Origin of the sequence: Paenibacillus taichungensis (assembly GCF_003287275.1) — a bacterium.
Taxonomy (GTDB): domain Bacteria; phylum Bacillota; class Bacilli; order Paenibacillales; family Paenibacillaceae; genus Paenibacillus; species Paenibacillus taichungensis_A.
Genome location: NZ_QEVW01000007.1, coordinates 1 through 13,581, shown reverse-complemented (window position 1 = coordinate 13,581; position 13,581 = coordinate 1). Strand labels below are relative to the sequence as shown.

The following is a 13,581-nucleotide window of genomic DNA, read 5'->3' as shown; positions in this document are numbered from 1 at the left end:
AAGAGACATCTTTCATACCCACGACCCTCCTATCCGATCAATGTGTATAAATGATGTCCATCCTAACGTCGTTTAGTCATCCGCCTGGACCATATCTTCCAGTCTCTCCCGAATGTGCTCTGCCAATTCTCCCGCCGTATTGCCTTCCATCGCGATATCCTCTGCAATATGGGACATGCCTGCTACAGCCGTGTTCAACTGTTTGAACGCAACCCCACCTTCGTTTACATGCACGGAGCTGTTGTCAATCTCTGCCGAGCTTGCTCTCACCAGTTCTACAGTCTGTCTGGTCAGACCTCCGATATCATCCAGCAAAGAGGACATATTTCCCGCAACCTCACGGGTCTGCTTGGCTAGTGCGCGAATCTCACCAGCGACAACCTGGAAACCCCGTCCGTACTCCCCCGCATGTGCCGCTTCAATGGATGCATTCATGGCGAGCAGCCCGCTTTGGTCAGCCAATGAACGAATGGAACGCGCCATCCCGGAACCCATATCGATGGAGCGAAGCATGTCATCAGCGTGCTTCTGTTGACCCTCCATATGCTGATATACACGGTTATAGGAAGCATCTACCTGATTGAGACTGCTTGCTCCCCGTTCGGATAATTGCATGATCTGAGACGCTTCGTGCCCCGCCTTTCGAGCTGCTTGAACCAGTTTGGAGACAGAGTTGTTGATTCTCGTTATTTCCTGCCTGCTCTGTGTAATAATATGTACACGTTCTTCCGAAGCCACATGCTGCAGCTTACGGGAAAGGGACATAACATCCCTCATCGTCAGCACACCCAGCAATCGGTCTTCTTCCGTAACGATCAAACAATCGTAGAAATATTGCTCACTGCGAGCCAGAGCAATGTCAATAATCGCGGTCGCTTCTGCATGTACATCGACAATAACAGGAGAAGAATCCGCTGCGTGTACAACCGGCTTCCGATAAAAGAGATCTGCCGCAAAGCGTCCATTCAACATCCGGTATAATGTCTCTCGCATCAACAAACCTAATGGCTGCATGTGATCATCGCATAATACAATACAAGGGTACTCCTGATCCTGATTGAGCAGACTTGCCGCTTCCCCGCAGGTAGTGTGAACATCAACTACAGGTATTGGACGGCAATAATCCCGTAATGAAATTACATTCTCTTTGGTGCCCCCAACTTTATCATCTTTTTTTTCTCCCATGGGAGCTATAGATTGTTCCTGTTGCGTATCTATCATTTCTTTGGGCTGGTCGGGCTTCACTTCGAGCAACATGGGCATAAATGCGCAATCTCCTTTACGTATGAGCTCCGTCCTGAGGTGGAATATGTAGGTACAAAGTATCACTCAGACAGCTTCATCCTACTCCCTATACGTAAAGGAACATAATGGTTTGTGTTAACGGAATGTAAAATAAAACTCCCCGATCATTGTTAACTTGAATGATGGGGAGTTTTTCTTTTTACGACCAATTTATAACCTACACCGCGAATTGAATCAATGTGAACCGATTCCGGGTCCAGCTCCAGCTTTTTCCGCAAGGAACTGACATGAACGTCCACCGTGCGCTGTCCTCCGATATAATCGAAACCCCAGACCGCATTCATCAGATCATCCCGGGTAAGCACAACACCCGGCTTTTTGGCCAGATAAAGCAGTACCTCGAACTCCTTGGGACGAAGACTGATGGATTGTCCACCCAGTGTCACTTCATACTTCAAAGGATAAATCTCAAGCTCTCCCAAAATAATACGTGACCCGTCTTTATCCTCTGGCTGCGGCAAATCTTCACCGTTTGAATAACGTCTTAATACCGCATCTACGCGTGCAAGCAATTCGGATACACCAAATGGCTTCGTAATATAATCATCGGCACCTGATTTTAAGCCTTGAACAACTTCGGCTTCACCGTTTTTGGCTGTGAGAATAATGACCGGAGTGCTAACACCCTGAATTCGTAACTTATTCAGAATATCCAGACCATTCATTCCAGGAAGCATCAGATCCAGCAGAATCAGATCAAACTCCTGGGACAATGCCCGATCATAACCGGAAGATCCGTGATCCTCAGCAATTACATCATAGCCCTCTTGTGTCAGGTTGTACGTAAGCAATCTTGATAATGTTGGTTCATCTTCAATAACGAGCAAACGCTGCGCCATGATACCCCTTCTCTCCTATAGGTTGTCTGTTGCCACAACACTTTGTTTATCATAGCACCTAATTGTTAACTCTGTGTAAAACAGCACATTCCTTTTACATTTCACTTCCACCGCACTAGATTTCTTCATCCTGAATTAATGGAAGGATAACACGAAACGTCGTTCCCATGCCAAGTTCGCTCTCTACAGACAGTTTGCCGTGGTGTAATTCTACCAGATGTTTCACAATTGAAAGTCCAAGTCCAGTCCCTCCAGAATTACGGGATCTGCCCTTATCAACCCGATAGAAGCGTTCAAAAATTCGAGGCAAATCCTTCTTCGGAATACCAATTCCTGTGTCGGATACCGCAAATACAACTTCTTCTTCGTCCTCATTATGTTCAACCGACACTTGTAATTTTACCCGTCCGCCCTCAGGAGTGTAATTGATGCCGTTGGATAACAGATTAATAAAGATCTGCTTCATTTTATCCTCATCCGCTTCAATATACAATTCTTCGGGAACATTCATCTCCAGTCGAATCTCTTTCTTCTCCGCCACCTTGGACAGGGTACCCATAACCATCTCGAAGAACGAGTGCACATGCACAGGCGAACACTGCAATGGAGCCCGTTTGGATTCAATTTTGGACAATTCCAGAATATCTCCGATCAATCGGTTCAGTCTGTCACCTTCATCATAGATGATTTGCAGGAAAGAACGCTCCGTCTCTTTGTCCTGTACCCCGCCGCTGAGAAGCGTTTCGGCAAAACCTTTGACCGCAGCTACCGGTGTCTTCAATTCATGGGACACATTCGCTACAAACTCACTGCGCATCGATTCCAGCCTGCGGATTGCTGTTACATCCTGCAAAAGGAAGAGCATCCCCCGATAAGCACCATCATCTTCGGACATCGGTACTCCATCGATGCGAATCAATTTTTCTACCGGATTGAACACACTCACTTCTTCATGCATCGGTTCTCTTAATGCAACACTTTCTTCAATCGTACGCGTCAGCTCATAATGGCGCTTCAATTCAATATATGGTTTGCCAGTAACCCGCTCAGCCTGAATGCCAAGCATACGCTCCGCTTCCCGGTTGACCAGCGCAATGGATTGACCTGCATCAATCATGATAATGCCGCCTGTCATGTTGGCAAGCACGCTTTGCAGCAGCGCTTCATTATCTCTAATCGTTTTTAGCTGCATCTGAAGGCTGTCTGCCATTCCGTTAATCGCAAGTCCCAGTTGGCCGATCTCATCATTACGAGTTACATCCACTCTAGCATCATAATCCAGCTTGGTGATTCGGTGAGCCACCTTCGTGATATGCTCAATGGGTGATGTCAGTCCCCGCGCAACCCGGTAACTTACCAGCGCCACAATCAGAAACAGTAGGCCCAGGGTGAAAAACATCAGAATCCAGCCCTGCTGAAGACCCTGATCTACAGCTTCAAGACTCATGGATAGTCGAATGTAACCGTCAAATTTCCCATTGGGTAACTCGATCATGTCGCTTTGATCCGAATTCACAGGAAGCGCCACATACAACATGTCCTGCCCTAATGTCGCACTATAACGAATTGACTGGCCATAACTTTGCCCAACCGCTTCTTTAATCTCCTGACGGTTCAAGTGGTTGTCCATTGAATTGGGATCGCTCTCCGAGTCGCCAATGACCGTTCCATCTTTATTGATAAAGGTTACCCGTGAATCCGTCAGTCGATCCAGCTCGACAGCACGTTCTGAGTAATATTTCTGTGTCTCTGTATTTTTGGGATCAGTCGCATCATGGAATGGGAACGTTGCTTTCAGCAAGTTGATCTCACGCACCATCGTTTGCTCCAGTGCGGTAATGTGAGTGGTCTTAAAAACTCTGCCCATCGTATAACCCGCTATAATGACGGAAATACCGATCAGCACCATCATGATGATGGCAAGGCGAATTCGAAACGGTCTCATCTATCTCTTCCTTTGTTATAAAATTAATGATTACATATCCATTTCTATTCGATCACCACGAGTGGTGGGCTGTGAAATAACAAGAAACTCTACGTCTGCTTCTCCGCAATTCTGCATCTGATGTGGCATCTCCGGTGCAATTTCTATCCCTTCATGGGGTCCGAGCACAAACTCTTCTCCGTTAAGTTCCATACAGGCCTCACCACTGAGGATGAAAAAAAACTGACGACTTATCGAATGATAATGCCGGGTTTCAGATGTTCCTGCAGGCATACACTCATGAATAATGCTAAGTGTTTCATTTTGAACGAGATGCCAGCCATCGCATTGTCCACCCCATATATAGTGTGCCGCATTTTGTTTGCTAATCTTCATATGACCGCCTCCGAAGCTTACTTGTTCGGTCTATATCATATCACAGATAGCATGAAGACCCTGCCATTTTTGATAAGCAGCAGAGCGGCAGCTATTCAGCTGTTCTTCTAGAACTATCCACAGGCAAGCCTAATGATAAAATATCATGATTGTATCAACGCTGATCCCGACTTTTGTAAACCGGATCAAAAGCATCATATCCATTCCGCTATATGCTCAATAAAAAAAGACATACCGACCAGCCATGCTGGTAACGATACGCCTTCATTTGAAACACGTCGGCAATGGATTATCCGTTCACCACTTCACCGCCATTAACGTGCATCACCTGACCGCTTACGTAGGAAGAATCATCTGAAGCGAGATACACGTAAGCTGGAGCCAGTTCATCCGGTTGCCCTGGACGTTTCATCGGTTGAGTAGCACCAAATTCACTCACTTTTTTCGCATCAAATGTGGATGGAATGAGCGGGGTCCAAATCGGCCCTGGAGCGACAGCATTCACACGAATGCCCTTCTCCACAACGTTCATCGACAAAGAGCGTGTAAAAGAAGTGATAGCTCCTTTCGTAGATGAATAATCAATTAACGTCGGATTTCCGCGATATGCGGTAATGGAGGTTGTATTAATGATTGTACTGCCTTTCTTAAGATGTGGCAGAGCAGCCTGTGTAATATAAAACATGCCATAAATATTTGTCCGGAATGTACGCTCCAACTGTTCTGGAGTAATATCCTCCAACTGCTGCTGGGGATGCTGCTCCGCTGCATTATTCACGACAATATCCAACTTGCCTAGCTGATCTACTGTCTGTTGCACGGATTTCTTGGCAAAGGTATTGTCACCAATGTCACCGGCAATCAATATGCATTTGCGTCCTTCCTGTTCGACCTGACGTTTGGTCTCTTTTGCATCCTCATGCTCACTCAGGTATACAATCGCTATATCCGCGCCTTCCTTCGCATATGTAACGGCAACAGCACGTCCAATTCCACTATCTCCACCCGTAATCAAAGCAACTTTATCCAACAACTTGCCGGCTGCTTTATATTCGGGTTTCTCAAACTCTGGTTTGGGGTGCATTTCCGATTCAATACCCGGGCGTTGATCTTGATGTTGGGCTGGCATTGTCTTTTTGTTTTGTGTGTCGGTTGACATCTGGCATTTCTCCTCTCAAAATGGAATGTCTGATTCAGATTCATTCTGTAGGATGGCATGAACAACACAGATTATTCCCTTTTTCAACAGTCATGCTCCAAAGTCCCTGATCTGTTGTCTCGCTACTTACTTACCGCTTCCTTTTGGTGGTCAAACAGAAAAATTCTCAATACTAAAATGGTTGTTCTTTATCTTCTCTCGTAGACATGCTTTTACTGAGGCAAAGCCGCATTGAATTCGACCTGTTTTGCCAAACATTCGAATTTTTTCAAAATTGAACGGATTCACCACCCAAATTGTATTCCTATGCCGTATGGGCTGATGTACAATGTACAGTATACAGATAAGTTTTAAACAACATGAATACAGTTTGAATGTGACTATCGTGCTTTCAACTAAGCAATTATTCTGATCTAATATGGAGACCTAACCCATGGAATCGCACATTAATTCTTATATAACACTTGTAACAACTTCAGCTGTGCTGAATGTTTTTCTGTGTTTATATACTTATGTTAGAAGAGCAGAAATCCCCAGTTCGAAGATATTCATTCTCTATACAGCAGCGCTGTCTGTGTACACCTTTGGATACGCGATTGAACTCGCCAGCAATACACTGGAGCAGATGAAATTCTGGACGGTCGTCGAATACATTGGCATGCCTTTCTCCGCCTCTCTTGGACTGATGCTCATGATGCAATACACGGGTAAAAAGTTATCCAAAAAAGCTTCTGCGGCGCTGTTTGTAATCCCTTCCATTACCTTGTTCATGGTCGCAACAAATGATTTTCATCATCTTTTCTATAAAAGAGTATGGCTAAGAGAAGACAGCCCCGTCCCTTTAATGGATATTGCAATAGGGCAGTGGTACGTTGTTCATGGGGCATTCACCTTTGCCTGTCTGTTATGTGCTTGCCTTATTCTCATCGGACAATGGAGACATACCAAAAAGATGTATCGTCGTCAGTTACTCACACTGATTACTTCACAACTTATTCCCATGGTAGCCGCTTTTGTGTATTTGCTTGGTCTGACCCCAGGTGGTATGGACCCTGTTCCTGTTCTCATGTGCATTACATCCGCAATGTACATCTGGGCCATTCTTTCATCCCGACTGCTAACCATCGTACCTATTGCCAAGGATAGTATCTTTGAGAGCATGCGTGAAGGCGTTATTGTGCTGGATAGTTCCAATCGTCTCGTTGATCACAACAAATCTCTGCGTGATATGCTTCCAGAGCTTGATTTGAGCATGGTGGGTCAACATCTGAACGATATATGGCTGTCGCTTGCCGGTGAGACTTTTCCAGTAGAATATGGCCGAGAAGGTCTGCAAACCGATCTGTACTGGCAATTGAACGGAGAAACCGTCTGCTATCAAGTAAGAACCTCTTATGTTTATAACAAAGACGGACAGGCCGTTGGCACTCTGATTATGCTGATTGATATTACAGAGCAACGTTTCCTTCAGGAACAATTAAAACAGCTGGCTTACTTCGATGGTCTCACCAAAATTTATAACCGTACGCAGTTCATACTCAGAGGTCGAGAGATACTGAGTGAAGCTCAGCTTAATCTGCGGCCTGCGGCCTTGATATTATTTGACATTGATCATTTCAAACGAATTAACGACACCTATGGACATGACGTTGGGGATCAGGCGATCATTCATGTGGTCTCTGTATGTAATCGTTATCTGAACCCAGAGATGTTGTTTGCACGTTATGGAGGAGAGGAGTTTGTTATCGCGGTTCCCAATGCATCTCTCCAAGATGGTGAACAGCTCGCAGAGAAGTTACGCATGGCTTTTTTAAATGACCCGCTGGAGGTACAGGGCACTCGTATTCCACTAACTTCAAGCTTCGGAGTGGCACAATATAATGGGGGTTCCGATTCTCTGGAATCCTTGCTGCGTGATGCCGATACAGCACTATATGAGTCCAAGCGTAACGGTCGTAACACCGTATTTGCTCACACTGTGAGCCTAAGTTAATTAAATAAAGCGTATAATTCTAGTTGAGCCCATATATGCCGTTAGTTAAATCAATACGTTGCACCTTACGTGTTCTCAGAAATCACCCCAAACGGAGCGAACAAAAATAGACAGCCTCTAGGCTGTCTATTTCAATATAGTTCAATGCCTTACTTTATTATCGAGCTTGTCCCAGTCTCTGAAGTGCAAACGCTTTAAGTTCAGCTCACAATAGAACTCGTGCGCAGTCGTTTTAGATCACTTGGTTGTTCACCATTAGATACACCATAATGAGCAGGAACACGGCAAGCAATGTGCTGAACGTACGAATCTTGCTCTGTTCTGCACTGACGTCACGATTGCTTTTCACAGCCTCTGCTGCCAGCCGTAGTGGTTTACCCATAATGCCACCAATTGCTGCAATAGCCAGCAACAGTACCACTACCACGCCCATCCACAGATAGGAATACTCACCCTTGGTCATCAAATAACCACCCGTAAGAAGCTGAATCACAAGTCCGTACTGTGCGATACGGTTCAATGAACGGAGCGATGCAAATGCTCCCTCTTGAGCGGCAACACTCAATGTCCGGATTTTGCCAACCACGAATGGCAAGATCAGATAGAAACCCATCGCCAGTGCTCCAATAATATGGAGCAAATACATAATCATTGTCAAAATGTCCAACCTCCTCATAAATTTCATTCAGTGTGCTATACATCACATCTCATTATACTGGGGAACTTATCCAAAGAAAAGAAAACCTCCGGATGATCCGAAGGTTTTCTCTGTGTTCCTGTCAAAAAGTTTTCAAAACTTACAGATTTACTACTGAAATGACGTTACGAACCGAATCCGCAGATTTGTCGAGTCCTGCTTTTTCTTCAGCCGTCAGTTCCAGTTCAAATATTTTTTCAATTCCATTACCACCAAGAATGGTTGGCACGCCAAGGAACAAGTCGTTGTAGCCATATTCCCCTTCAAGGTAAGCAATAACCGGAATGATTCGTTTTTTGTCTTTCAAAATGGCTTCGGTCATTTGCACCAATGAAGCTGCTGGTGCATAATATGCGCTGCCGTTTCCAAGCAGGTTTACGATCTCACCGCCGCCAACACGTGTGCGTTGTACGATGGATTCAATGCGCTCTGCCGGGATGAGGGTATCGATTGGAATACCGCCAACGCTGGAGTAACGAACGAGTGGTACCATATCGTCTCCGTGGCCGCCAAGAACGAATCCACGGACGTCTTCAACCGATACATTCAGCTCTTGTGCAATGAATGTACAATAACGTGCAGTATCCAGTACACCGGACTGACCGATTACGCGGTTTTTAGGAAAACCAAGCGTCTGATAAGCTGCATATGTCATTGCATCTACCGGGTTGCTTAGAATAATGACGATGGAATCAGGGCAATATTTTTTCACATTTTCACAAACAGACTTCACGATTCCTGCATTCGTGTTAACCAGATCATCACGGCTCATACCCGGTTTACGGGCAATACCTGCCGTAATAATAACAATCTCCGAACCTGCAGTATCCTCGTAGTTGGAAGTACCGACGATATTGCTGTCGAAGCCCTGAACAGGACTAGCTTCCCACATATCGAGCGCTTTACCTTTAGTCGGGTTTTCCAATTGTGGAATATCAACCAGAATTACATCCCCGAGTTCTTTTTGGGCAAGCATCAAAGCCGTTGTAGCTCCGGTAAATCCGGCGCCGACTACTGTGATTTTTTTGCGCTGAATAGTCACGATTCACATCTCCCCTTACAGGTTTTTAATGATTTGATCAGCAAATTCAGAACATTTCACTTCAGTAGCGCCGTCCATCAGACGTGCAAAGTCATAAGTTACTGTTTTGTTGTTGATGGATGTTTCCATACCTTTGTAGATCAGGTTAGCCGCTTCTTGCCATCCCAGGTGCTCAAGCAACATAACGCCGGACAGAATAACGGAACCAGGGTTCACGACATCTTTGTCTGCATATTTAGGTGCAGTACCGTGAGTAGCTTCGAAGATAGCATGTCCTGTTACATAGTTGATGTTCGCTCCTGGAGCGATACCAATGCCGCCAACTTGTGCAGCCAGTGCATCGGACAGATAGTCACCGTTCAGGTTCAACGTTGCGATTACATCGAACTCACCTGGACGAGTCAATACTTGTTGCAGAGCGATATCGGCAATAGCATCTTTCACGATGATTTTGCCAGCATCTTCAGCTGCTTTTTGAGCTGCATTAGCTGCATCCGTACCGTCTTTCTCTTTAATGATATCGTATTGTGCCCAAGTGAACACTTTGTCAGCGAACTCTTCTTCAGCAACTTCATAACCCCAGTTTTTGAAGGCACCTTCAGTAAATTTCATGATATTACCTTTGTGTACCAATGTAACGCTCTTACGGTTGTGATCGATAGCATATTGTACCGCTGCACGTACCAAACGTTTGGAACCTTCAGAGGAAACTGGCTTAATACCAATACCGGAAGTTTCAGGGAAACGGATTTTGTTTGCACCCATCTCCTGTTGCAGGAATTGGATTACTTTTTTCACTTCTTCGGAACCTTCTGCGTATTCAATACCTGCATAGATATCTTCCGTATTCTCACGGAAAATGACCATGTCTACCAGCTCAGGACGTTTAACAGGAGAAGGTACACCATCGAAATAACGAACAGGACGCAAGCAAGTGTACAGATCCAGTTCTTGACGAAGTGCTACGTTCAAGGAACGAATTCCGCCGCCGATTGGTGTAGTCAGTGGTCCTTTAATCGCTACGATATACTCGCGAATGGCTTCAAGCGTATCGTTTGGCAGCCACTCCCCGTATGTATTGAAAGCTTTCTCGCCAGCAAACACTTCATACCATGCGATTTTTTTGTTGCCGTCATATGCTTTTTCAACAGCTGCATCCAATACACGTTTGGAAGCTTTCCAGATGTCACGGCCTGTACCGTCACCTTCGATAAATGGAATGATTGGGTTATTAGGTACTTGCAGTGTACCGTTATCAATTTGAATTTTTTCGCCTTCAGTTGGGTGAGCAAATTTTTCTAATTTCATTAGTATAATTCCTCCTTGGGTTTCGATGCAGTATGATAACACACCGCTTGTCTTATTGGAGGAAGGGTTATGAACTTGCTGCTAGTTTTAGCCAACAGGTTACATCCCTTCACCCCGTCCTGTTTATTATACTGGTTTTGATGCCATTAGCGAAGTTCGATTGAAACGTACTTCTGATCTGTTGGGCCTGTGTACTCGGCACGCGGACGAATAATGCGGTTATCCGCAAGCTGTTCCAGAATGTGAGCAGTCCAACCTGATACACGGCTAATCGCAAAGATCGGTGTAAACAGTACTTCTTCAATACCCAATTGGGTATATACGGAAGCGGAATAGAAATCTACATTTGGTTTCAGACCTTTTTGTCCTGTCACCAGTTCTTCGATCTTCACTGACATTTCATACAAACGTGTATCGTTGTTCATTTCGCCCAGTTCCTTGGACATCTTTTGCAGATGCTTCGCACGTGGATCACCATTTTTGTATACACGGTGTCCAAAGCCCATGATCTTCTCACGGTTGTTCAATTTTTCTTGAATAGCCGCCTCCAGACGATCAGGTGTGCCAATCTCATTCAGCATTTTCATAACGGCTTCGTTCGCACCGCCATGCAATGGCCCCTTCAATGCGCCAATCGCAGAAGTTACTCCCGAATAGATATCGGAAAGCGTAGCAACGGTTACACGTGCTGCAAATGTAGAAGCGTTCAACTCGTGATCCGCATGCAGGACAAGCGCCTGATCAAGGGCTTTAACAGCGGTCTCGGCTGGTTCTTCTCCAGTCATCATATATAAAAAGTTTTCTGCGATGGAAGCGCCTTCTTTTGGAGCCACAGGTTCTTTGCCCTGACGGATACGGGCTATGGCTGCCACAATGGTTGGCAACTGCGCTTGCAGCTTAACCGCTTTGTTCTCATTCGCTTCCGCTGTCATCTCGTCAGCCTGCTCATCGTACAGAGCCAGTGCGGATACCGCGGAACGCAGTGCTGCCATGGTACTCATGTTTTTCGGATACAATTGGATTTGTGCAATCAACTCGCTCGGAATCGGCGCGTAATCGCTCAAGCTTTTGCGAAGGGATTTCAGTTCATCCGTAGTTGGCAATTTACCAAACCACAGTAAATAGGCAACTTCTTCAAAGCTTGCATGTTCTGCCAGATCGTCAATATCGTAACCACGGTATGTAAGCACACCGTCTACAATGGAGCTGATCGAAGAGGTTGTTGCAACGATGCCTTCCAGACCTTTGGTAGCTGTCATATTACATCTCTCCTTTAATAAACGAAATCAAGAACCCATCCAGAGTGTCATCTACGTGCTCAAACGCACTCGTCCTTCTTTTGTAACCATTTACATTTTAAAATTAATAAATACCTCAATATCTGTTTTTCATATCTGTCAATCGGTATTTCCTTATCTCATCATACTGGATTTTGTCGTTTATGTGAACATGATGCGGGGTCATCCGCACATCAAACTTCTTTATCGGACCGATAAAGCATTTTTGAAAACCTTTACAAAAGCAAGGTTGACATTTTATTCTTTTTATATAAATCCATGCTATAAACCAAGTTTTTATTGCTATATTTTGTGAATATGAGGCATACTCTAGGCAAAAGAAAAGATATAATTCGACGACATCCTAGCGTTTCAAATCAGTGTAGTTGCTCTATATTAACTAGATAGCTTCCTGTGCTTCCTTCATGGTGGCTTGAAATGGAATAAGGAGAGTTGATGCTTGGATAGAATTATAATGAAACGCCTGTTGCGCGGCTTATGGGTGATTATCGCGACCATACTCATTGCTGTTGCCATATACCTGCTGTTCCCGTTGTTATATCCTTTTGCCATCGCCTGGATTATCGCCTATGCGATGAACCCTCTGGTGAAGTTGCTTCAATACAAGGCTCGATTTCCTCGCTGGCTGGCTGTAACCTTATCACTAATCATTTATTTCGGGGCCATTGTCGTCGTATTGTCTGCTGCGGTAACCCGTATGGTCAAGGAAGTCATCTCACTAACAACAAGCTTCGACCTTCATGTCGATGAGATTAAGGCAACGTTCGTCCGCTGGACTCAGAATGACACGATTCAGAGTTTAATCGGACAGATTAATGAATTTTATAAGGAAAACCCCAACTATCAGGAGACCATTAACAGCAATATTAGCAAAACAACCGAAACGGTAGGTACAGCAGTAACCGATCTGGTCACCGGATTTTTCAACATGATCCTGAACCTGCTCACTTCCCTACCCAATATGGGAGCCGTATTAATCGTGGTTCTGCTGTCAACTTTCTTTATTAGCAAAAGTTGGACCAGACACAGCATTACCGTATCGGGCTGGGTGCCCTCTTCCATTCGCAAACCGATTACCGACATATGGAATGATCTAAAAAAAGCGCTGTTCGGTTATGCACGAGCCCAGTTGATCATGATCTCCATCACCGCATTATTTGTCATGATCGGATTGCTTGTGCTCCAGGTTAAGTCTGCCTTTACGATCGCTTTGCTCATCGGTCTGGTGGATTTGCTTCCTTATCTCGGTGTTGGCCTCGTGATGGTTCCTTGGGCGGCATACCTGCTTATGAATGGAGACCTGTACCTGGGGATCGGTATCAGTGTTGTATATCTCATTGTACTGATTGCCCGCCAAATCATTGAACCCAAAGTGCTTGCCAGCAGTGTCGGATTGGACCCTCTCGCCACATTGGTTGGCATGTTTGTCGGATTGAAGCTGTTCGGTGTACTCGGTTTGATTATCGGCCCTGTCAGCCTCGTTATCCTTGATGCATTTAATCGAGCGAACGTATTCCGTGATCTCCGAACATACATTATTAATGGACGTGTCCGATGAAATCATGATTTCTGTTCTGTCATCCGCATATCATCAAGATTAAGAAAGGCACCGCTCATCAG

The 13,581-nt window shown here is 45.1% G+C and carries 11 protein-coding genes; 2 read left to right on the top strand and 9 right to left on the bottom strand.

Translation table 11 applies throughout. The features are described 5' to 3' along the window. Nucleotides 1-72 precede the first annotated feature (72 nt). The 5 genes from DC345_RS12465 to DC345_RS12445 form a co-directional block, all read right to left on the bottom strand. Nucleotides 73-1,263, bottom strand: a complete 1,191-nt coding sequence (locus DC345_RS12465) for a methyl-accepting chemotaxis protein (RefSeq protein WP_113053379.1) — start codon at nt 1,261-1,263, stop codon at nt 73-75. 152 nt (nt 1,264-1,415) lie between these two features. Further along, nucleotides 1,416-2,144: a response regulator transcription factor gene (locus tag DC345_RS12460; RefSeq protein ID WP_053783546.1), complete on the bottom strand. Its 729-nt coding sequence runs from the start codon at nt 2,142-2,144 to the stop codon at nt 1,416-1,418. Between the two features lie 115 nt (nt 2,145-2,259). Next, the gene (pnpS, locus tag DC345_RS12455; RefSeq protein ID WP_113053378.1) at nt 2,260-4,089 is read right to left on the bottom strand and encodes a two-component system histidine kinase PnpS; all 1,830 of its coding nucleotides are present in this window, start codon (nt 4,087-4,089) and stop codon (nt 2,260-2,262) included. Between the two features lie 30 nt (nt 4,090-4,119). Further along, complete coding sequence (locus tag DC345_RS12450) at nt 4,120-4,464, bottom strand: cupin domain-containing protein (protein ID WP_113053377.1); 345 nt, start codon at nt 4,462-4,464, stop codon at nt 4,120-4,122. Between the two features lie 289 nt (nt 4,465-4,753). Beyond that, nucleotides 4,754-5,623 (bottom strand): SDR family oxidoreductase, encoded by an 870-nt coding sequence (locus DC345_RS12445; protein WP_113053376.1) that lies wholly within the window; start codon nt 5,621-5,623, stop codon nt 4,754-4,756. Between the two features lie 433 nt (nt 5,624-6,056). Between DC345_RS12445 and DC345_RS12440 the strand changes: the two genes are divergently transcribed. Then, complete coding sequence (locus DC345_RS12440; protein WP_113053375.1) at nt 6,057-7,616, top strand: histidine kinase N-terminal 7TM domain-containing diguanylate cyclase; 1,560 nt, start codon at nt 6,057-6,059, stop codon at nt 7,614-7,616. A 232-nt stretch (nt 7,617-7,848) separates the two neighbouring features. Here the strand turns inward: DC345_RS12440 and DC345_RS12435 are convergent, their stop codons facing one another. From DC345_RS12435 to citZ, 4 genes are all read right to left on the bottom strand, one after another. Continuing rightward, a complete protein-coding gene (locus DC345_RS12435; protein WP_181586571.1) occupies nt 7,849-8,274 on the bottom strand; it encodes a hypothetical protein in 426 nt (141 codons plus the stop codon). Nucleotides 8,275-8,413: 139 nt separating this feature from the next. After that, nucleotides 8,414-9,355 carry a malate dehydrogenase gene (gene mdh / locus DC345_RS12425; protein ID WP_113053374.1) on the bottom strand — a complete coding sequence of 314 codons (942 nt, stop codon included), beginning with the start codon at nt 9,353-9,355 and terminating at the stop codon, nt 8,414-8,416. Nucleotides 9,356-9,370: 15 nt separating this feature from the next. Further along, nucleotides 9,371-10,663, bottom strand: coding sequence for an NADP-dependent isocitrate dehydrogenase (gene icd / locus DC345_RS12420; protein ID WP_062329572.1), 1,293 nt, complete (start codon nt 10,661-10,663; stop codon nt 9,371-9,373). A 146-nt stretch (nt 10,664-10,809) separates the two neighbouring features. Beyond that, on the bottom strand, nt 10,810-11,922 hold the full coding sequence (citZ, locus tag DC345_RS12415) for a citrate synthase (protein WP_113053373.1): 1,113 nt from the start codon (nt 11,920-11,922) through the stop codon (nt 10,810-10,812). A 478-nt stretch (nt 11,923-12,400) separates the two neighbouring features. Here citZ and ytvI point away from each other — a divergent pair, with 478 nt between their 5' ends. Next, on the top strand, nt 12,401-13,519 hold the full coding sequence (ytvI, locus tag DC345_RS12410; RefSeq protein ID WP_113053372.1) for a sporulation integral membrane protein YtvI: 1,119 nt from the start codon (nt 12,401-12,403) through the stop codon (nt 13,517-13,519). The last annotated feature ends 62 nt before the right edge of the window (nt 13,520-13,581 follow it).

Bases quoted from the DNA above. Each gene is read 5' to 3' on its own strand.
- DC345_RS12460 (WP_053783546.1), bottom strand. From the start codon at position 2,144: ATGGCGCAGCGTTTGCTCGTTATTGAAGATGAACCAACATTATCAAGA.
- pnpS (WP_113053378.1), bottom strand. From the start codon at position 4,089: ATGAGACCGTTTCGAATTCGCCTTGCCATCATCATGATGGTGCTGATC.
- DC345_RS12440 (WP_113053375.1), top strand. From the start codon at position 6,057: ATGGAATCGCACATTAATTCTTATATAACACTTGTAACAACTTCAGCT.
- DC345_RS12450 (WP_113053377.1), bottom strand. From the start codon at position 4,464: ATGAAGATTAGCAAACAAAATGCGGCACACTATATATGGGGTGGACAA.
- DC345_RS12465 (WP_113053379.1), bottom strand. From the start codon at position 1,263: ATGCCCATGTTGCTCGAAGTGAAGCCCGACCAGCCCAAAGAAATGATA.
- DC345_RS12445 (WP_113053376.1), bottom strand. From the start codon at position 5,623: ATGTCAACCGACACACAAAACAAAAAGACAATGCCAGCCCAACATCAA.
- citZ (WP_113053373.1), bottom strand. From the start codon at position 11,922: ATGACAGCTACCAAAGGTCTGGAAGGCATCGTTGCAACAACCTCTTCG.
- icd (WP_062329572.1), bottom strand. From the start codon at position 10,663: ATGAAATTAGAAAAATTTGCTCACCCAACTGAAGGCGAAAAAATTCAA.